At 64.8% G+C, this 22,109-nt stretch carries 20 protein-coding genes; 10 read left to right on the forward strand and 10 right to left on the reverse strand.

Annotated features, from left to right (window positions below; translation table 11 throughout):
* The first annotated feature begins 19 nt into the window (after positions 1–19).
* On the forward strand, positions 20–919 hold the full coding sequence (locus ACVJ5M_RS06240; RefSeq protein ID WP_063980574.1) for an EamA family transporter: 900 nt from the start codon (positions 20–22) through the stop codon (positions 917–919).
* On the opposite strand, the gene ACVJ5M_RS06245 is transcribed toward ACVJ5M_RS06240, so the two are convergent.
* Genes ACVJ5M_RS06245 through ACVJ5M_RS06260 form a run of 4 tightly spaced genes read right to left on the reverse strand, consistent with a single transcriptional unit; the run spans position 916 to position 3,390 of the window.
* The gene (locus ACVJ5M_RS06245; RefSeq protein ID WP_063980575.1) at positions 916–1,398 is read right to left on the reverse strand and encodes a DUF1178 family protein; all 483 of its coding nucleotides are present in this window, start codon (positions 1,396–1,398) and stop codon (positions 916–918) included. The genes ACVJ5M_RS06240 and ACVJ5M_RS06245 overlap by 4 nt on opposite strands.
* Positions 1,395–2,273: a carbon-nitrogen hydrolase family protein gene (locus tag ACVJ5M_RS06250; RefSeq protein ID WP_063980576.1), complete on the reverse strand. Its 879-nt coding sequence runs from the start codon at positions 2,271–2,273 to the stop codon at positions 1,395–1,397. Before ACVJ5M_RS06250 ends, ACVJ5M_RS06245 begins: the two co-directional genes overlap by 4 nt.
* Complete coding sequence (gene grxC, locus ACVJ5M_RS06255) at positions 2,270–2,545, reverse strand: glutaredoxin 3 (RefSeq protein ID WP_063980577.1); 276 nt, start codon at positions 2,543–2,545, stop codon at positions 2,270–2,272. The genes ACVJ5M_RS06250 and grxC overlap by 4 nt, the downstream gene beginning before the upstream one ends.
* Positions 2,546–2,580: 35 nt before the next feature.
* On the reverse strand, positions 2,581–3,390 hold the full coding sequence (locus ACVJ5M_RS06260) for a ComF family protein (RefSeq protein ID WP_063980578.1): 810 nt from the start codon (positions 3,388–3,390) through the stop codon (positions 2,581–2,583).
* 226 nt (positions 3,391–3,616) lie between these two features.
* Between ACVJ5M_RS06260 and ACVJ5M_RS06265 the strand changes: the two genes are divergently transcribed.
* Positions 3,617–4,483 carry a methyltransferase domain-containing protein gene (locus ACVJ5M_RS06265; protein WP_063980579.1) on the forward strand — a complete coding sequence of 289 codons (867 nt, stop codon included), beginning with the start codon at positions 3,617–3,619 and terminating at the stop codon, positions 4,481–4,483.
* Positions 4,484–4,622: 139 nt separating this feature from the next.
* Here ACVJ5M_RS06265 and ACVJ5M_RS06270 read toward each other — a convergent pair whose 3' ends face one another.
* From ACVJ5M_RS06270 to ACVJ5M_RS06280, 3 genes are all read right to left on the reverse strand, one after another.
* Positions 4,623–5,033: a (deoxy)nucleoside triphosphate pyrophosphohydrolase gene (locus ACVJ5M_RS06270; protein ID WP_028159577.1), complete on the reverse strand. Its 411-nt coding sequence runs from the start codon at positions 5,031–5,033 to the stop codon at positions 4,623–4,625.
* Positions 5,034–5,043: 10 nt separating this feature from the next.
* Complete coding sequence (argJ, locus tag ACVJ5M_RS06275) at positions 5,044–6,285, reverse strand: bifunctional glutamate N-acetyltransferase/amino-acid acetyltransferase ArgJ (protein ID WP_063980580.1); 1,242 nt, start codon at positions 6,283–6,285, stop codon at positions 5,044–5,046.
* A 100-nt stretch (positions 6,286–6,385) separates the two neighbouring features.
* Positions 6,386–7,306, reverse strand: a complete 921-nt coding sequence (locus ACVJ5M_RS06280) for a peptidylprolyl isomerase (RefSeq protein WP_063980581.1) — start codon at positions 7,304–7,306, stop codon at positions 6,386–6,388.
* A gap of 354 nt (positions 7,307–7,660) precedes the next feature.
* Between ACVJ5M_RS06280 and secA the strand changes: the two genes are divergently transcribed.
* Entirely contained in the window at positions 7,661–10,501 is a 2,841-nt protein-coding gene (gene secA, locus ACVJ5M_RS06285) for a preprotein translocase subunit SecA (RefSeq protein ID WP_231143790.1), read from the forward strand.
* A gap of 245 nt (positions 10,502–10,746) precedes the next feature.
* Here the strand turns inward: secA and ACVJ5M_RS06290 are convergent, their stop codons facing one another.
* The gene (locus ACVJ5M_RS06290; protein WP_014490415.1) at positions 10,747–11,181 is read right to left on the reverse strand and encodes a MarR family winged helix-turn-helix transcriptional regulator; all 435 of its coding nucleotides are present in this window, start codon (positions 11,179–11,181) and stop codon (positions 10,747–10,749) included.
* Positions 11,182–11,360: 179 nt separating this feature from the next.
* On the opposite strand from ACVJ5M_RS06290, the gene ACVJ5M_RS06295 reads away from it, so the two are divergent.
* From ACVJ5M_RS06295 to ACVJ5M_RS06325, 7 genes are all read left to right on the forward strand, one after another.
* Positions 11,361–12,545 (forward strand): substrate-binding domain-containing protein, encoded by a 1,185-nt coding sequence (locus tag ACVJ5M_RS06295; protein WP_063980616.1) that lies wholly within the window; start codon positions 11,361–11,363, stop codon positions 12,543–12,545.
* A gap of 151 nt (positions 12,546–12,696) precedes the next feature.
* Positions 12,697–14,211 (forward strand): amidase, encoded by a 1,515-nt coding sequence (locus ACVJ5M_RS06300; protein ID WP_354100021.1) that lies wholly within the window; start codon positions 12,697–12,699, stop codon positions 14,209–14,211.
* A gap of 96 nt (positions 14,212–14,307) precedes the next feature.
* Positions 14,308–15,165 (forward strand): branched-chain amino acid ABC transporter permease, encoded by an 858-nt coding sequence (locus ACVJ5M_RS06305; RefSeq protein WP_063980618.1) that lies wholly within the window; start codon positions 14,308–14,310, stop codon positions 15,163–15,165.
* 2 nt (positions 15,166–15,167) lie between these two features.
* On the forward strand, positions 15,168–16,385 hold the full coding sequence (locus ACVJ5M_RS06310) for a substrate-binding protein (RefSeq protein WP_063980619.1): 1,218 nt from the start codon (positions 15,168–15,170) through the stop codon (positions 16,383–16,385).
* Positions 16,386–16,391: 6 nt separating this feature from the next.
* Positions 16,392–17,525 carry a branched-chain amino acid ABC transporter permease gene (locus tag ACVJ5M_RS06315; RefSeq protein ID WP_063980620.1) on the forward strand — a complete coding sequence of 378 codons (1,134 nt, stop codon included), beginning with the start codon at positions 16,392–16,394 and terminating at the stop codon, positions 17,523–17,525.
* On the forward strand, positions 17,512–18,246 hold the full coding sequence (locus ACVJ5M_RS06320) for an ABC transporter ATP-binding protein (RefSeq protein WP_063980621.1): 735 nt from the start codon (positions 17,512–17,514) through the stop codon (positions 18,244–18,246). The genes ACVJ5M_RS06315 and ACVJ5M_RS06320 overlap by 14 nt, the downstream gene beginning before the upstream one ends.
* Complete coding sequence (locus tag ACVJ5M_RS06325) at positions 18,239–18,934, forward strand: branched-chain amino acid ABC transporter ATP-binding protein (RefSeq protein ID WP_063980622.1); 696 nt, start codon at positions 18,239–18,241, stop codon at positions 18,932–18,934. Before ACVJ5M_RS06320 ends, ACVJ5M_RS06325 begins: the two co-directional genes overlap by 8 nt.
* A gap of 109 nt (positions 18,935–19,043) precedes the next feature.
* Here ACVJ5M_RS06325 and ACVJ5M_RS06330 read toward each other — a convergent pair whose 3' ends face one another.
* Together ACVJ5M_RS06330 and ACVJ5M_RS06335 are read right to left on the reverse strand one after the other, a co-directional pair.
* A complete protein-coding gene (locus tag ACVJ5M_RS06330) occupies positions 19,044–20,603 on the reverse strand; it encodes a L,D-transpeptidase family protein (protein ID WP_225048569.1) in 1,560 nt (519 codons plus the stop codon).
* A 451-nt stretch (positions 20,604–21,054) separates the two neighbouring features.
* A complete protein-coding gene (locus ACVJ5M_RS06335) occupies positions 21,055–22,017 on the reverse strand; it encodes an acetyl-CoA carboxylase carboxyltransferase subunit alpha (protein ID WP_063986022.1) in 963 nt (320 codons plus the stop codon).
* Positions 22,018–22,109: the final 92 nt, after the last annotated feature.

The raw sequence follows: 22,109 nt of genomic DNA on the forward strand, positions 1-22,109 counted from the left end.
TCCTACCGCTCCCACCCGCATGTTCACCATCGCCAGCCTCTGGATTCCCTTCACCGTCATTGCTGCGCTAGGCCAGGTCGCGCGCAATGCGATGCAGCGGTCGCTGACGAAGCCGCTGGGGACCTGGGGCGCGACCAATATCCGCTTCCTGTTCGGTTTCCCGTTCTCGCTGCTGTTTCTGGGAGTGGTGCTGATCGCTACCGGCGATCACCTCGGCATGCCGCCGACCGTGTTCTGGCCGTGGCTGCTGCTCGGGGCGCTCAGCCAGATCGTCGCCACCGGGCTGATGCTGCTCGCGATGAACGATCGCTCCTTCGTGGTGACGACGGCGTACCTGAAGACCGAGGCGATCCAGACCGCGATTTTCGGCTTCGTCTTCCTCGGCGATCACCTGACCTGGCTGAAGGTGCTGGCGATCGTGATCGCGACTGTCGGCGTTGTCATCACGGCCCTGCGGCCCGGCGGCGAGAAGAGCTTTGCCGAGCTGAAGCCGACCATCACCGGTCTCGTCGCGGCTGCGGCGTTCGCGTTGTCAGCGGTCGGTTTTCGCGGCGCGATCATCAACGTGCCTGATGTCTCCTTCGTGACGGCGGCGTCGTTCACGCTGGTGCTCGGTCTGTTCGTGCAGACGCTGGTGCTGACGATCTATCTGCTCTGGCGCGCGCCAAAGGTGCTCCAGTCGATCCTGGGATTGTGGAAGCCGTCGCTGCTCGCCGGCTTCATGGGCGCGTTCGCCTCGCAATTCTGGTTCCTGGCCTTCGCGCTGACGGCCGCCGCCAATGTCCGCACGCTCGCTTTGATCGAGGTGCTGTTCGCGCAAGGCGTGGCGTATTACTCGTTCAATCAGCCGATCGCGCCGCGCGAGATTTTTGGTATCGCGTTGATCGTCGTTGGCGTTGCGGTGCTGGTGGGGGCCTAGTTCCTATCTTCCGGCAGCGTCGGCAGCGGCGACACCTCGATGCCTTCGTCGATCAACGACTTTGCCTCGTCGGGCGAAGCCTCGCCATAGATCGGACGGTGCTCCTTGTCGCCGTAATGCATCGCGCGGGCTTCGTTCGCAAAACGCTCGCCGACATTGTCGGCGTTCTTGACGATGTGATCGCGCAGCTCCTTGAGCTTGGCGCGCAACTCGCGCTCCTGCGCCATCATCAGCGAGGTCGGTCCCGACGGCGCGGCCTCGGGCGCAGGCGTTGAAGCCGGCTCCGGCGGCGGCGTCGCCCGTCCGCGGCCCTTCTTGCCGATGATCCGCGGGGCCATGATCGCCTTCTCGACCTTGGCCGAGCCGCAGATCGGGCAAGTCACGAGCTTGCGCTTCACCTGCGAATCATAAGCCGACGAGCTCTGGAACCAGCTTTCGAATGCGTGGCTTCGGTCGCAGTGGAGCGCGTAGCGGATCATGCCGATCCCCGCACGAGGTGGAGATGGTCCGGCCCGGCCTTGGGATCGGCGACGCCGAAGCGGCGGCCGTGCTGGAGCGAGGGGATCGCGCGGCGGGCGGTCTCGACCTTGGCCGGGTCGATCTTGGCCATGATGATCCCGGGCTCGACGTCACCCTCGGCGAGGATCTCGCCCCAGGGGTCGATGATCAGCGAGTGGCCATACGTCTCGCGCTTGTTCTCGTGCAGGCCGGCCTGCGCGGCAGCGAAGATGAAGCAGCCGGTCTCGATTGCGCGCGAGCGCAGCAGGATGTGCCAGTGCGCCTCACCGGTCTTGCGGGTGAAGGCCGAGGGCACGGTGATGAAATACGCACCGCTCTCGGCCAGCGCGCGGTAGAGCGCGGGGAAGCGCACGTCGTAGCAGATCGTCAACCCGACCCGGCCCCAGGGCAGGTCGGAGATCACGGCAGTCTCGCCCGGCTGGTAGTTGGCGGATTCGCGATAGCTCTCGCCGTCCGGCAACTCGATGTCGAACATGTGGATCTTGTCGTAGCTCGCGAGCACACTGCCCTCGGGCCCGATCAGGAAAGAGCGGTTGACCGCTTTTTCGTCCGAGTAGCGCAGCGCCAGCGATCCGACATGAATGTGAATTCCGAGTTCCGCCGCGAGCGCGCGATAGGCCTTCAGCGAGGTGTCGTCCTCTTCGCTCTGGAGGTGCTCGAACAACGCCTTTCGGTTGAGCTGCATCATGTTGCTGACTTCGGGCGTCTGCACGTAGTCGGCGCCGTTGGCGGCAGCCTGCCGGATCAGCCTGGTGGCCTGCGCGAGGCTCGGCTCGGGCATCAGGCCGGTGCGCATCTGGATCATCGCGGCGGTGAAGGTGCGATCCTGGCTCATGACACCGCCTTTACGCTTTCGAGCAGGCCGTCGAGCTTGCCCTCGCGGTCGAGCGCATAGAGCTCGTCGCAACCGCCGACATGGGTTCCGCCGATCCAGATCTGCGGGAAAGTCGAGCCCCCGCCGGCGCGGTCGTACATCTCTTCGCGCCAGGACGGGTTCCTGGCGATGTCGAACTCCGTGAAGGTTGCCTTCTTGCGGGTCAGCAGCGATTTGGCGGCGGAACAATAGCCACAGCCCGGCCTGGTGTAGATTTCGACAGCGTCGGTCATGTCGTGTGGCGCTCTCATGTCATGAAGTCATTGAATTATATGGGACGGGGGCCGCTCTCGACAACCCGGGCGAAGACCAGCACGTCCACCTGGGCCGCCTTGGCGCGCAACAAGGCCCGCGCGCAGGCGTCCAGCGTCGCCCCCGAGGTCAGGACATCGTCGATCAGGACGATGCGGCGGCCCTGGATTTCCGCCTGGCGGTCGGGGGATACCTGGAATGCGCCCTGCACATTGGTGGCGCGCTGGGTCCGCGACAGGCCGATCTGCTGCTCGGTGGCGCGCACCCGGCGCAGCACTTCGCCGCGCACCCTGACACCGCTCTGCCGCGCGATGACGTGCGCCAGCGCCCCGGACTGGTTGTAGCGGCGCCGCCACGCCCGGCGCCAATGCAGGGGAACGGGCACCAGCATGTCGGCTCCGGTGAGCAGTTCGGCGCCCGCGCGCGCCATCCAGCGGCCCATGGCCGGTGCCAGATCGGTGCGGTCCTGGTATTTCAGCGCATGCACCAGGGTGCGCGCGACGTCGTCATAGCGCACCGCCGCGCGTGCGCGCGTGTACGCCGGCGGGCTGGCGATCGCCTCCATCGACAGCATCTCGGGGCCGGGATCGTAGACGAAGGGAATGCCGAGGCGCGGGCAATAGGGCCGTTCGATGAACGACAGCCGCGCCCAGCAGGCCGCGCAGACGCCCTCGCCATCGACCGGCTCCCGGCAGGACACGCACAGCGTAGGCAGCGCAATGTCGAGCGCGAGCCGTGCGGCGCGTGACAGCACGTGGCGGCCGGCCGTCCACGCGGCACGCAACGGCGCGGCGATGGAGCGGGTGGGGGCGGCGTCGGCTTCCATGGGGGCAGGCTAGCGTTATGGGAAGAGCCGCTCAAGCGACTGAATCGGTCTCGTGCCCCGGACGCAGCGCAGCGCTCCCGGCGATGCGAAGCATCGTCCGGTGCGGTGCGCTGCAGAGCCGGGGCCCATCTCACCGCATCGTGCGGTGGTGCCTTCTGGGTCCCGGCTCTGCGCAGCAGCGCTAAGAGCGCTGCTGCGCGTCCGGGACACGAGAGAGGAGATTGCCATGGCGGTCGTGATCGGCGTAACCAGCGGCATGGCCCAGAACCCGCAAACCCCGCCCGCTCTGTTCGATCGCGCATTGCTGCATGCGCGGCAGCGGCGCGCACATGCGCAGGGCGAGGTGACATTCCTGCTCGATCGTGTTGCAGAGGACATGACCGACCGGCTGGCCGCCGTGATGCGGGAGTTTCACGCTGCGGCCGATCTCTGGACGCCCGGAGAGGGGCTCACGGGGCCGCCATCACTTCGGCGGATCGCGCTCGACGAAGCGGGCGCGGAAAAACTGCCCTTTGCCCCGGAAAGTCTCGACCTCGTCGTCTCGGCGCTGGCGCTGCAATTCGTCAACGACCTGCCGGGGGTGCTTGCGCAGGTGCGGCGTGCGCTGAAGCCGGACGGATTGCTGCTCGCAGCGATGATCGGCGGCGACAGTTTAACGGAGCTGCGGCAGGCATTTGCCGCGGCGGAGGCCGAATGCGACGGCGGCGTGTCGCCGCGCGTGGCCCCGTTCGCGGATTTGCGCGACATCGGCGCGCTGTTGCAGCGGGCGGGCTTTGCACTTCCGGTCACCGATGTTGACCGCGTGGTGGTGCGCTACGCCAATGCGTTTGCGCTGATGCAGGATCTCCGCCGCATGGGCGCGGCCAATGTGCTGATCGAGCGGCGGCGCACGCCGACGCCCCGCGCGACGCTGCTGCGGATGGCCGAAATCTACGCCGAACGCTTTGCGGATGCCGACGGCCGCATCCGTGCGACATTCGACATCATCTGGCTCTCCGGCTGGGCCCCGCATGCGAGCCAGCAGCAGCCGCTGAAGCCGGGGTCGGCCAAGGCGAGCCTGGCGGAGGCGGTGAAGAAGGCGGGGAAGGAGTGATCCTCATGGTGAGGAGGCGCGTAAGGCGCGCTTAGCGGACGATGCTTCGCATCGCCGCGAGAACCATACAGGCCCCGCTCTTGCCGTGTGGCCATCCTTCGAGACGCGCGTGCCGCGCTCCTCGGGATGAGGTCCGTACTCACATCAGCAAGTCGATCAGATGCGGGATCAGCGGGATGTCGGCGGGCGGCATCGGGTAGTCGCGCAGCTTGTTGGCGCGGACCCAGGCCAGGGTCTGGCCTTCGCGCGGGGTGACCAGCCCCTCCCAGCGCCGGCAGATGTAAAGCGGCATCAGCAGGTGAAAGGTCTCGTAGCCGTAGCTCGCAAAGGTCAGCGGCGCCAGGCACGGTTCGGCGACGGTGATGCCGAGCTCTTCGTGCAGCTCGCGGATCAGGCTCTGCTCCGGCCGCTCGCCGGGCTCACACTTGCCGCCGGGGAATTCCCAGAGGCCCGCAAGCGTCTTGCCCTCCGGGCGCTGCGCGATCAGGACGCGCTTGTCGGCGTCGACGAGCGCGCAGGCCACCACCAATGTCAGTTTGAGATCGGCCATCGGCGTTCGCTTAAGACCTGTAATCCCCGTTGATCGCGACATACTCCTTCGTCAGGTCGCAGGTCAGCACGCGGTCGCGACCCTTGCCGAGGCCGAGCGAGACCTTGATCGCGATTTCCGGGGCCTTCATCGCTTCCGACACCTGCGCCTCGTCATAGGACGGATCGCGCGCGCCGCTCTTGGCGACGCGGATGCCGTTGAAGGAGATCGAGAGCTTGTCGCGATCGGCCGGCTCGCCGGCCTTGCCGACCGCCATCACCACGCGGCCCCAATTGGCGTCCTCGCCGGCGATTGCGGTCTTGACCAGCGGCGAGTTCGCAATCGACATCGCGATCTTGCGCGCCGACGCCTTGGTCTTGGCGCCTTCCACGGTGATCTCGACCAGCTTGCGCGCGCCTTCGCCGTCGCGGGCGACCTGCTCGGAGAGATTGGCGAGCACCTGGTTGAAGGCTTTCACGAAGGCCTTCAGGCGGGGATCGCTGGCCCGGCTGATTTTTGGTGCGCCGTGCTCTGCGGCGGCGCCGGTGGCGAAGGCCAGCAGCGTGTCCGAGGTCGAGGTGTCGCCGTCGATCGTCACCGCGTTGAAGGTGTCCTCGACGCCGCTCTTGAGCAGGGCTTGCAGGGCGGCCGGCGCGATCGGCGCGTCGGTGAAGATGAAGGACAGCATCGTCGCCATGTCGGGGGCGATCATGCCGGCGCCCTTGGCCATGCCATTGATGGTGACCTTGGCCTTGCCGAGCTTGACGGTCGCGGTCGCGACCTTGGGGAAGGTATCGGTGGTCATGATCGCCTTGGCCGCGGCGAGATAGTCGCCGGGCTCGGCAGTCTCGGCCAGCCGGCCGAGCACACCGTCGAACTTGGTCGCGTCCAGCGGCTCGCCGATCACGCCGGTCGAGGCCAGGAAGATCTCACCCTCGCTGCATCCGACCGCCTTGGCCGCGATCTTCGCGGTCAGCGCGGTGGAGCTGCGTCCGGTCTTGCCGGTGAAGGCATTGGCGTTGCCGGAATTCACCACCAGCGCGCGCGCCTTGCCGCCCTTCAGCTTGGCGCGGCACCATTCCACCGGCGCGGAGGGGCATTTCGACTTGGTGAAGACGCCCGCGACCGCGGTGCCCTTGTCCATTACCGCCAGCAGCACGTCGGTGCGGTTCTTGTAGCGGATGCCGGCTTCGGCCGTCGCAAGGCGGACGCCCGCGATCACGGGCATGTCGGGGACAGTTTTGGGGGCGAGCGGGGAGACGGAGGAGGACATCGGGGCGCCTTGGTGAGGTCTGGATATGCAGATGGCCGGGCATTTGCCCGGCCATTGCGACGTTAGATACTATTGGCGTCCGCGAAGTGACAGCGAATTCTTACTTCTTCGCGGGGGGCGCCATCTTGCTGTCGGACGGCTTGGCAGGGTCGGCCGGCTTGGCATCCGGTTTGGCATCCGCTGCCGGCTGGTCCGTCCGCTCGACCTTGGCTTCCGCGCGGAGTTTGGCGACGTAGTCGGCCTGGGCCTTGCGGGTGACGTACTGCTCGATCTGGGCCTTGACCTGCTCGAAGTCCGGCGCCTTGCGGTTGCGCTTTTCCTCGACCTTGATGATGTGCCAGCCGAACTGCGACTTCACGGGATCGGAGATCTTGCCCGGCTCCAGCGTGAAGGCCACGGCCGAGAACTCCGGCACCATCTGCTCCTTGGTGAAGAAGCCGAGGTCGCCGCCATCGGCGGAGCCCGGATCCTTGGACTTCTTCTTGGCGAGTTCGGCGAAATCGGCGCCCTTGTCGAGCTCGGCCTTCACCGCCTTGGCCTCGTCCTCGGTCTCGACCAGGATGTGGCGGGCGCGGACCTCCTGCTCGCCGGTGATCTGCTTGGAGGCCTCCTCATAGACCTTCTTCATGGCGTCGGGGGTGGTGGCGGCCTTGCCCTCGTTGGCGAGCAGGCTGTCCATCAGCAGGCGGTTCCGGGCGAACGCCAGGCGCTTCTTGAACTCGTCGCCGTCGGCGACCTTCTTGTCCTCGGCAGCCTTGCTGACGATCTTCATGTCGATCAGGAAGGACAGCACGTTCTCGTCCTTGGTCGCCGGGTCCATCTGGGCGAGGCTCGCCCCGAGTTCCTCCTCGGCCATGGCAACGTCGCTCTTCTTGATTTCCGCGCCATTGACCTTCGCCAGCACCGGATCGTCGGCAGCCCGGCCGGGACCCGCGATCAGCGCCAACGCAAGGCAGCCCACGAGGGCGGTGGCGAGGCCGAAGCGCAGGCCGGTTTTGGTTACCGGGAACGAGGTGGTCATGGAAAATCCTTTTGTTGAAGCAGGGGGCTGCTCTAGCGGGGCGGACACTCGCCCAATTCAGGGGGGCTTGGCAACGCGAAAAGTCTGTCAAAATGATGAATTAGCCGCAATGCGCCCGCCGTTGACAAGGCCCTGACCGGGCCATATCTCTGCCCGGTCGCGACCATGGCGATGGCGTTTATTTTGCTGCGTTTTTGGCCGTTGAACCCAGACTTGCCCAATTCCCACCCATATGGCGGATGACCCCCCGCAGTCCGGGCTCTGTCGCCATCAGGCGTCACGGTGAGTTGATAGGCAGGGGGGTGACAACTTCTTGGCTGCAACGCGGTTGAATCGCGAACACAGGAACTAGGCATGATCGGCGCGCTCGCCCGCAAGTTTTTCGGCTCCGCCAACGACCGGCGGGTGAAGGGATACCAGTCCCGCGTCAACGCGATCAACGCGCTGGAGCCGGAGGTTTCGAAACTCTCCGACGAGGCACTGAAGGCCCGCACCGTCGAGTTCAAGAAACAGCTCGCCGAGGGCAAAACGCTCGACGATCTGCTGGTGCCGGCCTTCGCCACCGTGCGCGAAGCCGCCAAGCGCACGCTCGGCCAGCGTCATTTCGACGTGCAGCTGATCGGCGGCATCGTGCTGCACGAGGGCGACATCGCCGAGATGAAGACCGGCGAAGGCAAGACGCTGGTCGCAACGCTCGCGGTCTATCTCAACGCGCTCGCCGGCAAGGGCATTCACGTCGTCACCGTCAACGACTACCTCGCCCGCCGCGACTCCGGCTGGATGGGCCAGATCTACGGCTTCCTCGGCCTGACCACTGGCGTGATCGTGCACGGCCTGGACGATGCCGAACGCAAGGCGGCCTATGCCTGCGACATCACCTACGGCACCAACAACGAATACGGCTTCGACTATCTGCGCGACAACATGAAGTACCGGCTCGAGGACATGGTCCAGCGCCCGCACTTCTACGCCATCGTCGACGAAGTCGACTCGATCCTGATCGACGAAGCGCGCACGCCGCTGATCATCTCCGGCCCGCTCGACGACCGTTCCGATTTCTACAACACCATCGACGGCTTCCTGCCCAAGCTCGACAAGACCGATTACGAGGTCGACGAGAAGCAGCGTACGGTGACGCTGACCGAAGGTGGCATGGAGAAGATCGAGACGTTGCTGCGCGACGCCGGCCAGCTCAAGGGCGAGTCGCTCTACGACGTCGAGAACGTTTCCGTCGTGCACCACATCAACCAGGCGCTGCGCGCCCACACGCTTTTCACGCGCGACAAGGACTACATCGTCCGCGACGACGAGGTCGTCATCATCGACGAGTTCACGGGACGCATGATGGCCGGCCGACGTTATTCGGAAGGCCTGCATCAGGCGCTTGAAGCCAAGGAGCATGTCCAGGTTCAGCCGGAAAACCAGACGCTGGCCTCGATCACCTTCCAGAACTATTTCCGGATGTACGAAAAGCTCGCCGGCATGACCGGCACGGCGCTGACCGAAGCCGACGAACTCTTCGACATCTACAAGCTCGAAGTCGTGGAGATCCCGACCAACGTGCCGGTCGGCCGCCTCGACGAGGACGACGAGGTCTATCGTACCCAGAACGAGAAATACGCCGCGATCCTGGCCGAGATCGAGCGTGCCAATGCGCGGCTGCAGCCGGTGCTGGTCGGCACCGCCTCGATCGAAAAATCGGAAGTGATCGCCGAATACCTCAAGAAGCACGGCTACCGGCAGATCGATTTCGGCAACGAGAATTCGATGCAGAAGCTGTACGCCGCGGCCCGCGCCGGCAAGCCGGCAAAACTGTTTGCGGTGCTGAACGCGCGCTTCCACGAGCAGGAAGCCTATATCGTCGCGGAAGCCGGCGTGCCTGGCGCGATCACGATCGCCACCAACATGGCCGGCCGCGGTACCGACATCAAGCTCGGCGGCTCGCTCGAGATGCGGATCCAGCAGGAGACTGCCGGCATCGAGGACGAGGCGGAGAAGGCGAAGAAGATCGAGCAGATCAAGGCCGACATCGAGCACTTCCGCGAGATCGTGCTGAAGGCCGAGGAAGAGGTCGAGATCGAGCCGGCGAAGGGTTCGAAGCCCGCCAAGACCGTGAAGAAGCCCGGCGGCCTCTACATCATGGGATCCGAGCGTCACGAATCCCGCCGCATCGACAACCAGCTGCGCGGCCGTTCCGGCCGTCAGGGCGACCCCGGCCGCTCGAAGTTCTTCCTGTCGCTGGAAGACGATCTGATGCGCATCTTCGGCTCGGATCGCCTCGACAGCATGCTGCAGCGTCTCGGCCTCAAGGAAGGCGAGGCGATCATCCATCCCTGGATCAACAAGGCGCTCGAGAAGGCGCAGCAGAAGGTCGAGGCGCGCAACTTCGACATCCGCAAGAACCTGCTCAAGTTCGACAACGTCCAGAACGACCAGCGCAAGGTGATCTTCGATCAGCGCGTCGACCTGATGAAGGACGACAGCGTCGCCGAGACCGTTACCGACATGCGCCACGCCTTCATCGACGACCTCGTCGCCAAGCACGTGCCCGAGCATGCCTATGCCGAGCAGTGGGATGTGGCCGGCCTGAAGGAAGAGCTGAAGCGCGTGCTCGATCTCGACCTGCCGGTCGACGAATGGGCCAAGGAAGAGGGCATCGCCGACGAGGAGCTGCTCACCCGCATCGAGACCAAAGCCGACGAGCACATGGCGGCCAAGGTCGGGCAATGGGGTCCCGACGTGATGCGTTACGTCGAGAAGACCATTCTGCTCCAGACGCTCGACCATCTCTGGCGCGAGCATCTGATCATGCTCGACCATCTGCGCCAGGTCATCGGCCTGCGTGGCTACGGCCAGCGCGATCCGTTGCAGGAGTACAAGACCGAGGCCTTCAATCTCTTCCAGGAGATGAGCGCGCATCTGCGCGAGGCCGTCACGGCGCAGCTGATGCGGGTCGAGATCGTCCCGCCGGAGCAGGAAGCCCCCGTGCTGCCGCCGATGGAAGCGCACAAGTTCGACCCGAACACCGGCGAGGACGAAATGGCGCTCGCCAGCGTCACGCTCGGTGCGCAGGCTTCCGACGCAGCTCTTCGCGATCCGAAGAACCCCGCAAGCTGGGGCAAGGTCGGCCGCAACGAGGATTGCCCGTGCGGCTCAGGCAAGAAGTACAAGCACTGCCACGGGCGGTACGGCTAGCCGCTAAGCTCCGCTGTGAGGCGCGACGTCGGCGCCTCACTCTCCACTGTCGTCGCCCGGCTTGACCGGGCGACCCAGTACGCCGCGGCTTCTCGGTTCAATCAAAACTGTCTCTGGAATACTGGATCGCCCGATTAAATCGGGCGATGACAGCCGAGTGTGTGGCGTGCAACTCGCACCACATCGTCGTCCTGGCGCTCCGCTTCGCTTGTCCAGGACGACGATGAGATTGAAATCGACGCCGCTCAATTCGAGCTGTCGATCAAGCTCTCCAGCAGCCGCTTCAGTTCGCTCGTCGATTTGTCGCCGTAGCTCTCCAGGATGTGCTCCTCCTGGTCGACCGCGAGCGAGTTGAGCTTCTTGCACAGCACCTTGCCGCGGTCGGAGATGAACATCAAAACCTTGCGGCGATCATTCGGGTCCTGCACGCGATAGACCAGCGTGTCGGAGACCATGCGGTCGATCATCTTGGTCAGCGTCGGATGATTGAGCAGCACCGCGTCCGCGAGTTCGCCCATCGAGTGGCCATCGCCGTCCGACAACACCTTAAGGATGCGCCACTGCTCGACGGGAACGCCTTCCTTGCTCAGCCGCAGTTCCAGCTGCCGGTTGATCTCCCGGTTGGCTTGCGCGAGCAGGTAGGCGAGGTGTTCGGTGATCGGGGAGTTCGGTTTTGCCACGGCTAAGACTTCGTCTTGACCCAAATGAGTGAATGTCTTGCAATCAATGCTGCTTCTATATGCACTTCAATTGTTGAATATTCAATATTTTCAAAATAGGATGATTGCCTAACAAAAGGGCGGATGCCGCGGCCGCCTGCTCATTGTGCTTTCAGGTCTGGTGCCAGACAGGAGTTGGCGTGCACGCGACGGTAAACTTCCCGGCTCACGGCAGTCCGGCGATGCCGCCGTCCTTGCTGCTGAGGAATCTGTCGTCGTCGGGCGCCGATAGCTCGCTGTCGCCGGGCGATCATGCTTTCCTCAGGCGGCGTGGCGCGAACAAGCTGCGCATCGGCGGTTTCATCTGCTGCACGGGATCGCCGGGTGTGTGGGGCCCCTGCGCGACCAACAGCGCGCAACTCGCCGTTGCCGAGATCAACAAGCGCGGCGGCATCCTCGGCCGCGAGATCGAGCTGTCGATCTACGACGCCGGCGGGCCGCTCGACGAGGTGCTGAACCGCGCCGAACAGGCGATCGCGTTCGACGAGGTCGATCTCATCGTCGGGCTGCACACCAGCGCGGTCCGCGTCGGCTTGCGCGACGTCACCACGCGTCACCGCATCCCCTACATCTATACGCCGGTCTACGAAGGCGGCGAGCGCACGCCCGGCGTGATGGCGATCGGCGAGACGCCGCGCTGGCAGAGCCGGCCGTCGATCCACTGGCTTGCCGACGTCAAGAAGGCGTCGCGCTGGTACCTGATCGGCAGCGATTACGTCTGGCCCTGGCAATCGCACCGCGCCGTGAAGAACTACATCAAGGAAACCGGAGGCCACGTCGTTGGCGAGGAGTTCGTCCCCCTCGGCGAGGACAATCACGAGCCGCACCTGGCGCGCATCCGCGCCGCGCGGCCCGATGTCGTGCTGATCTCGCTGATCGGCACCGACAGCGTCACCTTCAATCGTGCTTTCGGCGAATGCGGCCTCGGCGCCACGACGCTGCGGCTGGCGGGAGCCATGGACGAGACGGTGCTGCTCGGCATCGGCGCCGACAACAGCGAGAACATGTTCTGCGCATCCGGCTATTTCTCCGGCATCGGCTCGCGGGCCAATGACGACTTCCAGATCCGCTATCGCGCGATGTTCGGGCCGAACGCCCCGCCGATCGGATCGCTCGGCCAGTCCAGCTATGAAGGCCTGCGTTTCCTCGAAGCCGTGGCGAAAAAGGCAGGTTCGCTGTCGATGGCGCCCATGCTCGCGGCGGGCCGCAACATCGTTTACGGCGGCGCGCGCGGCCCGGTCGTCGTTCGCAACGGCCACGCCCGCATGCAGATGTATCTCGCGGAGGCCGACGGCCTCGACTTCAAGCTGATCAAGCCGGTCTGAGCCTGCTGCGGCAATCCGGACAGCCCCATCTTAAAATAATACTTGAAAAGGAAAATATTTCCGCTTTGAATGTTTCAGCAGGGCCGCTGCGCGCGTCGCGCCAATCGCGGCCGCGCGCAGGGACCGTACCAAGAAACTTCAGGAGAGCGCCGTGACAGTTGTCCTTCCCACGCCTGCCCAACTTCTTGACGTCGCCAAGCAGTGCGGCCTTTCGCTGACCGATGCCGATGTCGCCTCGTTCCGCGGCCTGATGCAGGGCTCGATCGAGGCCTATAATCTCGTCGGCGCGATGCCGGACGAAGTGCCGGAGGTGAAATATCCGCGCACGCCGGGCTACCGGCCCTCACCCGAGGAGAACCCGCGCAACGCCTGGTATCGCAAGTCGACCGTGAAGGGTGCGGCGAGCGGCAAGCTCAAGGGCAAGACCGTCGCGCTGAAGGACAACATCATGCTCGCCAGCGTGCCCATGATGAACGGCTCGGCGACGCTGGAAGGCTATGTTCCCGATTTCGACGCCACCATCGTCACGCGCATGCTCGATGCCGGCGCCGAGATCGCCGGCAAGGTGCATTGCGAATCCTTCTGCATGTCCGGCGGCAGCCACACCGGTGCGGTCGGTGCCGTGCACAATCCGCACAAGATGGGCTATTCGGCCGGCGGCTCGTCCTCCGGTTCCGGCGTCGTGGTCGCGCTCGGCGAGGTCGACATGGCGATCGGCGGCGACCAGGGCGGCTCGATCCGCATGCCGTCCTCGTTCTGCGGCACCTACGGCATGAAGCCGACCTGGGGCCTCGTCCCCTACACCGGCATCATGCCGATCGAGGTCTTCGTCGACCACACCGGTCCGATGACCGCGACCGTCGCCGACAATGCGCTGCTGCTCGAAGTGCTCGCCGGCGACGACGGCTACGATCCCCGCATCAAGGCGCCGAAGGTCGAGGAGTACACCAAGGCGCTCGGCCAGGGCGTCAAGGGCATGAAGATCGGCATCCTCAAGGAAGGCTTCGAGCAGGCGAACGCGGAGGCCGCCGTCAACGAAAGCGTCCGCGAGGCCGCCAAGCGCTTCAAGGACCTTGGCGCCACGGTCGAGATCGTCTCGATCCCGATGCATCTTGTCGGTCCCGCGATCTGGACGCCGATCGGCACGGAGGGCATGACCCAGACCATGATGTATGGCGATGGCTATGGCCTCAGCCGCTCCGACCTCTACTCGACCTCGCTGATGGACTTCCATCGCGGCTGGCGCCGGCAGGCGGATTCGCTATCGGAGACGACAAAACTGTTCCTGATGCTCGGGACCTACATCAACAACAGCTTCGGTCCCCGCTATTACGGCAAGGCACTCAACATCTCGCGTCGCCTGACCGCGGCCTATGACAAGGCGTTCGGCGAATACGACCTGCTGCTGCTGCCGACGACGCCAATGAAGGCGACGAAGCTGCCGGAGCCCACCGCGAGCCGCGAAGACTACGTCGCCCGCGCGCTCGAGATGATCTCCAACACAGCGCCGTTCGACATCACCCATCATCCCGCGATGTCGCTGCCCTGCGGCATGGTCGACGGCCTGCCCGTCGGACTGATGCTGGTCGGCCGCATGTTCGAGGAATCCACGATCTACCGCGCCGCGCATGCCTTCGAGCAGATCGGCGACTGGAAGAAGATGTGAGCGAGGCATCGATGCAGACGGACGGACCAGAGCGTTTTCAAGCGAAGTGGATACCGGTTCGCGTCAAGAAAACGCGTAAAAATAAGAATCCAGCGCATGGCTAACGCGTTCGTCGCGGCGTTCGAAATCCTGAGCTTCGGCGCGATCATCGTCCTGATCGTGCTGGGGCTCGGCATCATCGCCAGCATGATGGGCATCTTCAACTTCGCGCAAGGAGAGTTCGTCCTGCTCGGGGCCTACATCACCTATCTCGCCTACGCCAAGGGCCTGCCGATCTGGGCCGGCATGGTCGCGGCGCCCTTCGTGGTCGGTGCGCTCGGCTTCGTGCTGGAGGCGCTGATCATCCGCCGCTTCTACGCCGCGCCGATCGTGGCGATGCTCGGCACCTATGCGCTCGGCCTGATCATCCGCGAATCCGTGCGCGGCCTGATCGGTGGCTTCTATCTGACCGTGCCCGAGCCGATCGGCGGCTCGATCGATATCGGCGCCATGCATATCTCGGCCTGGCGCTTCACCATCATCGTCATCACGCTCCTGGTGATGGCGGGCTGTTACCTCCTGCTGTCGCGCACGAGTTTTGGCCTGCGCATGCGCGCCACCCTGGAAAATCCCTCGCTGGCGCGGGCCTCAGGCATCTCCACGCCCCTGATGTACGGCGCCACGTTTGCGTTTGGCTCCGCGCTCGCCGGCCTTGCCGGTGCGCTGATCGTGCCGGTGTTCAGCCTGTACGCCGATCTCGGCCTGCGTTTCCTGATCCAGGGTTTTGTCGCGGTGATGGTCGGCGGCGTCGGCTCCTTCATCGGACCGGTGGCGGGCGCCGGCGTGATCGGCACCCTCAGTGCCGCGCTGCCATGGGTGATGGCGCCCGTCGTCGCCGACGTCCTCGTCTTCGTGCTCGCCATTGTCTTCATCAAATTTCGGCCACAGGGCCTCATCGCTGGAAAAGGGGTTTAGTCATGTTCGATCGTACTCAGCTTTCGCGTCGCCGCTTCCTCTCCAATCTTGCCTTTACCACCGGCGCGGTCGCGACCGGCGTCGGAAGCTGGGTGATCCCGGCGCCGTGGGCGAACGCGGCGGAAGGCCCGATCAAGGTCGGTATCGCGACCGATCTCACCGGCCCGATCGCTTATGCCGGCAATGCCGACGCCAATGTCGCCAAGATGGTGATCAAGGAGATCAATACGGCCGGTGGCCTGCTCGGCCGTCCGCTCGAGCTCTATATCGAGGACACTGCGTCGAACGAATCCGTCGCCGTCGGCAACGTCCGAAAACTGATCCAGCGCGACAAGGTCGACATGGTGCTGGGCGGCATCACCTCGTCGATGCGCAACGCGATCAAGGACCCGATCGTGGCGCGCGGCAAGACGCTCTACATCTATCCGCAGCTCTACGAAGGCAAGGAGTGCACACCCTATCTGTTCTGCACCGGGCCGACGCCGGCGCAGCAGTGTGACGAGTTCATCCCCTGGCTGATCAAGAACGGCGGCAAGAAGTTCGCGCTGCCGAGCGCCAACTATGTCTGGCCGCACACGCTCAACGTCTACGCCCGCAAGGTCATTGAGGCGAACGGCGGCGAGGTCGTGTTCGAGGAATATTACCCGCTCGACCAGATCGACTTCTCATCGACCGTCAACCGGATCATCTCCAACAAGGTCGACGTCGTCTTCAACACTGTCATTCCGCCGGGCGTCGGCCCGTTCTTCAAGCAGCTCTATGAAGCGGGCTTCCTCAAGAACGGCGGGCGCCTAGCCTGCGTCTACTATGACGAGAACACGCTCAACATCAACCAGGCCGCCGAGATCGAAGGGCTCGCAAGCTGCCTCGACTATTTCAAGGTGCTGACCAAGGAGAACCCGTTCGACGCAAAAATCCAGGCGGCGTACGAGAAGGACTTTCCCGGCAACTTCCTGTTCGCGGCCGGCAGTGCCGCGACCGGTACCTATCGCGGCCTCAAGCTGTGGGAAGCGGCCGTGAAGGAAGCCGGCAAGGTCGATCGCGACTCGGTTGCCGCCACTCTCGATCACGCCAAGATCGCCGAAGGCCCGGGCGGCCCGGCCGAGATGGTGCCGGGCAAGCGGCACTGCAAGATGAAGATGTACACCGCGGTCGCCAAGGGTGGGAACTACGAGATCGTCGGACGCAGCGACGGGCTCGTCGATCCCAAGGAATGCTGAGGCGGAATGCCGAAGTCGATGACTGTGGTAAGAGAAGCCATCGCCGGCGACGAAGCGGACGGTGCGATGGCTGAACGCGTGGCCGCGGGACAGGCCAAGGAACAGGTCAAGGCAGGACGAAAGGTCCTGCCGATCGTGGAGGGCGTCGTGCTCGTCGCGGCGCTGCTCGCGCCGCTGGTGCTGCAGGACTACCTCACCGTGTTCGCGACCCGCGTGATCATCCTCGCGCTGTTCGCGTTGTCGTTCGATCTGGTCTGGGGTTATGCCGGCATCATGAGCTTCGGCCAGGCCCTGTTCTTCGGCTCGGCCGGCTATGGCGTCGCGCTGCTCGCGCGCGACCTCGACATCACCAACATCTTCGTGGTGCTGCCGGCGGGAACGCTGATCGGCCTCACCTTCGCGCTGCTGCTCGGCGGCTTCCTGCTGCTTGGACGGCACCCCTCCAGCGTCATCTTCGTGTCGCTGGGCACGCTGACCGGCTCCTACGCCGCCGATCGCCTCGCGCGCGGCTGGTACTATCTCGGCGGCCAGAACGGCATCCCCTCGATCGCGCCGATGTCGCTCGGCGGCTACGAATTTACTGAGGGCCCGGCCTTCTACTATCTCGTGCTCGGTATCCTCGTCGTGGTCTACCTGCTCTGCCGCTTCCTGGTACGCTCGCAATTCGGCCTGGCGCTTGCGGGCCTGCGCGAGAACGAGCAGCGCATCGCCTTCTTCGGCTACAAGGTACAGCACCTGAAGGCGATCATCTTCGCGATCGGCGGCGCCATCGCAGGTCTTGCCGGCAGCCTTTATGCCTTCCATGAAGGTTTCGTCTGGCCCAACATGGTCGGCGTCGTCGTCTCGACGCAGGTCGTGCTCTATGTGCTGTTCGGCGGCTCCGGCACGTTGATCGGCGCCGTCATCGGCGCCGTGATCGTCGAGGGCGTCAGCTTCTGGCTCTCTGACAATTATCGCGAGATCTGGCCGATCATCCTCGGTCTGCTGCTGCTGCTCGTGATCCTGTTCCGGCCACTTGGCCTGATCAGCTTTGTGCTCGGCGAGCGCGAACGGGTCGGCAGCTTTGGTGCCAAGCCCAAGGAGACCGTGAAGCGGACTGAGAAGCAGACTGAGAAGGAGAAGCGCAATGCCGCTCCTTGAAGCTGCCGATATCAAGAAGATCTTTGGCAAGCTCACCGCGCTCGACGGCGCCGCGCTGACCGTCGGCGAGAACGAGTTTCACGGCCTGATCGGACCGAACGGCTCCGGCAAGAGCACGCTGATGAAGTGCATTGCGGGGGCCGAAGTGCCGACCCAAGGCAAAGTGAGTTTCATCAACACCGACATCACCGCGTTCACGCCGACCGAACGGGCCCGGGCCGGCATGAGCCTGAAATTCCAGATCACCAGCGTGCTGCCGACGCTGACGCTCTACGACAACATCCTGCTCGCGCTGCAGGCGCAGTCCTCGCTGTTCGATCTCGTATTCTCGCGCACGCGGGACGCGCTGCACGACCAGGTCATGACCATGCTGACGCAGTTCCGCCTCGCCGATCGCGCCTTCGACGCGGCGGCCGCACTGTCGCACGGCCAGCAGCAATGGCTGGAGATCGCGATGGCGCTCGCGGGCAAGCCGAAGCTGCTGCTGCTGGACGAGCCGACCGGCGGCATGAGCCTGGAGGAGCGCCGCGTCACCGGTGAATTGCTTCAGCCGATCAAAAAACATTGCTCGCTCGTCATCGTCGAGCACGACCTCGATTTCATCCGCGACATTTGCGATCGGTTGACCGTGCTCGACCAGGGCAAGGTGCTGGCATCAGGCACCGTGTCGGAGATCCAGGCCAACAAATCCGTTCAGGAGATCTATCTGCGCCGTGCCTGAATTTTTGGACATCAAGCATCTCGACGCGGGCTATGGCCGCAGCCAGGTCCTGTTCGACGTCACCCTCGGCATTCCCTGGCGCGGCGGCGTCGCCGTGCTCGGCCGCAACGGCGCAGGCAAGACCACGCTGATGAAGACCATCGTCGGCGAGCTGCCGGCGTGGAAGGGCGAGGTCGCCTTCGACGGGCGCGACATCAGCCGCCGCGCGACCCAGGAGCGCGTGCGCGCCGGCATCGGCTACGTGCCGCAGGAGCATTCGGTATTCGCGCGCCTGTCGGTGCGCGACAATCTCGCGGTCGGCTCGCTCGCCAGCAAGAAGGACGACGCGGTCGACCATGTGCTGACTATCTTCCCGAAACTCGGCCAGCGCCTCGACCAGCCCGCCGGCACCCTCTCCGGCGGTGAGCGCAAGATGCTCGCCATCGGCCGCGCGATGCTGGGCGATCCGAAGCTGTTGTTGCTGGACGAGCCGACCGAAGGCGTCTGGATCGGAGTGATTGAGGAGATCACCGAGCGCCTGATCGAGCTCGCGAAGAGCATCGCCGTCATCATCGTCGAGCAGCACCTCGACCTCGCGCTGCGCGTCGCCGATTACGCCTATGTACTGGACCGCGGCAGGGTCGCGCTGCAAGGGCAGGCGAACGATGTGCGCGTCAATCCGGAGCTGATGCGGTACCTGGCGCCGTAGGTCGCGCTGCCCGTCTTTGAGTGAGGCGCAGCGCTCTCACTGTACCTCATCAAGGGGAATGACGGCGTCAGGCTGAGATGGATCGGAGAGATTAAGCGGAGCGCCGCCCTTACTTCACCGCCCCAAAGCGGCTGTCGAACGAGTTCGACGACACCACCGGCGCGGCGCCCATGATCTGCGTCGCTTCACTCGCGCCATCCGACACCGACGGCTTCAGCGCCGGCCGCGTCGCGGCGAGGCGCGTGTCCGGCTTCACCGGTTCGGCCGGCTTGGCGGCGGCGACGGCCGGCTTAGGCGCGTCCTTGGACGTATCGCGGCCGGGCACGAACCGGGTCACTGCGGCCTTCAGCCTCGATGTCGCGGTGGGTGGCGTTGCGGGCGCAGCGGCAGGGGCCACGGACGCGGTCGCTTGCGGGGGAGGCGTGGTCGCCGTCGTGTCGGCGGTGCCGAGGCCCATCTTGCGGCCGAGGTTGGAGAAGAAGCCGCCTGACGATTTCTCTTGGGATTTCTCGCTGGCCGGCGCGGCCGCGGCGACGCGGGTGGTGGCGGCGGGCGCGCTGACGGCGACGACCGGCTCCTGGTTCACGGGAGCGGCGGCGACCGCATCGAGATTGGGCTTGGGCGGATTGACGTGTCCGGGGATCGTGCCCGGCGCCTTCGCCATCGCCAGCATCTCCAGGGTCGAGCCTTCGGCGTTCTCCGAGAGTCCGGTCGATCCCTCCGGAATCTTCGAGGCAAAAATCTTGTTCATGCCGCCGTCGATGCCGGTGTTCATGCGCGCGATCGGCGTGCCCTTGGCGACGAGCTTGTTGTATTCGACCTGGTCGCGCGCATCCTTGTCGCGCACCGCGCTGGCGATGTTCTCGGGGATCACATAGGCCGGGCACTTCGCGGACGCGTCGAACACCGGATCGCGCTTCGCGTCAGGCGTCTTCGTTGCGTCGAACACGTATTTGCGCTCGCAGAAATCGACCTTCGGCTCCTGCCGCGTCACCTCGAAATGATCATAGCCTTCCTTGATCATCTTCCAGAACGGCATGTTCGGGTTGTTCCGGTGCTTGGCCATGTTCACCGGCGTCATCTTGAACGGATAGGCCTGCAGCTGGAACGCCTTCTGGCCGCCGAAGAACGACTCGCGGCCAAGCGAATAAATCTCCGCGATCTGCTCGTCCGTCATCGCGTAGCAGCCGCGCGACGAACAATCGCCATGCACCATCAGCTGCGAGCCGGTGCGCCCCAGAGCCTTGTCGAACGCGTTCGGATAGCCCGTGTTGAACGAGAGATAGTAGGCCGACTGCGGATTCATCTGGCCCGGATTGATCGAGTAGAATCCTTCCGGCGCCTGGCGGTCGCCTTCGCGCACCTTCGGACCGAGATCGCCCGACCAGCGGCAGATCGGATAGGTCTTGAGCAGCGCGAACTGGCCGTTGCGGGCCTGCTTCCAGACCTCGAGCTCGGCCTCCTGCTTGAACAGGCGGACCAGGATCGGCGATTGCAGGTCCATGTCCTTCTCGACCATCGCGGCGAGAAGCTTTGGCGGCACCGGCTGGTTGGCCTTGGCGTTGGTCGCGAGCGAGACCTGGTCGGTGTCGCAGCCGGCCAGCAGAACACTGGCTGTCAGCAGCGCAACCGAAGCCAAAAGCGCGCGAGCAAGCGAACGAGAAATCAAGATGGACCCCACACCGTGCCGGGCAGAGAGCGCGAACCCCAATCTCGAAGCATGATCCGACCGGAGATCCGGACCCGTCGTGACGGGCGTTTTCGAACCACGCTCCAGCGCTTGTGCCCTGAAGCCATTGATTAAAATTCTAACCTCTGGGTCATGTGGTCGCAACCCGAGCTGGGATCACGAGCCCGTTGGCCCAGTGGCATGGTCAACGAAGACTAAATGGACGCGACTTTGGGCCGTACTTGGGCCTTCCGGCCCAATCCGCACAGAGATCGCTGATTTGGGCAAAAAAGGGTTAACGGGGAGTTACCGGGGCGTCGGGGGCCGCCCGAAAGGTCTTGTAGGGTGGGCAAAGGCGCAAAGCGCCGTGCCCACCATCTCGCTCCCCATACTGTTTGGAATGGTGGGCACGCTTCGCTTTGCCCACTCTACGGCACCGAAAACGGCCGAATCAGCCCAGCTTCCGGCCGATATCGAGGAATTTCTGCCGCCGCTGCTTGCGGATGGTGTCGCCGTCCAGGCCGCGGAGCTCGTCAAAAGCCTTGGCGATGGCATCGCCCGTGGTGGCGATCATGGCGGTGGGGTCGCGGTGGGCGCCGCCGACCGGCTCCTTCAAGATGCTGTCGATCACCCCGAAGCGCAGCATGTCCTGCGCGGTGATCTTCATGTTGTTGGCGGCTTCCTGCGCCTTGGAGCCGTCGCGCCACAGGATCGAGGAGGCGGCCTCGGGCGAGATCACGCTGTAGATCGCGTGCTCCAGCATCAGGACCCTGTTGGCGGTGGTGATGGCGATGGCGCCGCCCGACATGCCCTCGCCGGTGATGATGGCGACGTTGGGCACGGTCAGCGCCATGCAGGCATCGGTCGAGCGCGCGATCGCCTCGGCCTGGCCGCGCTCCTCGGCGCCGATGCCGGGATAGGCGCCGGCGGAATCGGCGAGCGACAGCACGGGCAGGCCGAACCGCTCGGCCATCTCCATCAGCCGCACGCATTTGCGATAGCCCTCGGGCCGCGCCATGCCGAAATTGTGCCGGATGCGACTCTCGGTGGAATCGCCCTTTTCCTGGCCCATCACGCAGATGGCCTCACCGCGGAAGCGGCCGAAGCCGGCAACCAGCGCCTCGTCCTCGCCGAACTTGCGGTCGCCCGCGAGCGGGGTGAATTCGGTGATCAGGCCCTTGATGAAGTCGTTGAAATGCGGCCGCTGCGGATGCCGCGCGACCAGCGTCTTCTGCCACGGCGTCAGGTTCAGATAGAGGTCGGCCAGCGCCTGCGCCGCCTTGTCCTCGATCTTCCCGATCTCCTCGGAGATATCGGTGCCCGAGGCCGCAAGCGTCCGCAGCTCGTCGACCTTGGAGTCGAGCTCGGCGACCGGCTTTTCGAAGTCGAGATAGCTGCGCATGTGATCTGGCATCAACTCAATATAGCGAGGACGGGGCGGGGCGTCGAAGCAGGTTTGGACCGGCGGAAAGAAATGTAGCTTCTTCAATGAGTTGGCTTGTGCGC

The sequence above is a fragment of the Bradyrhizobium sp. S3.7.6 genome (genome assembly GCF_054061875.1).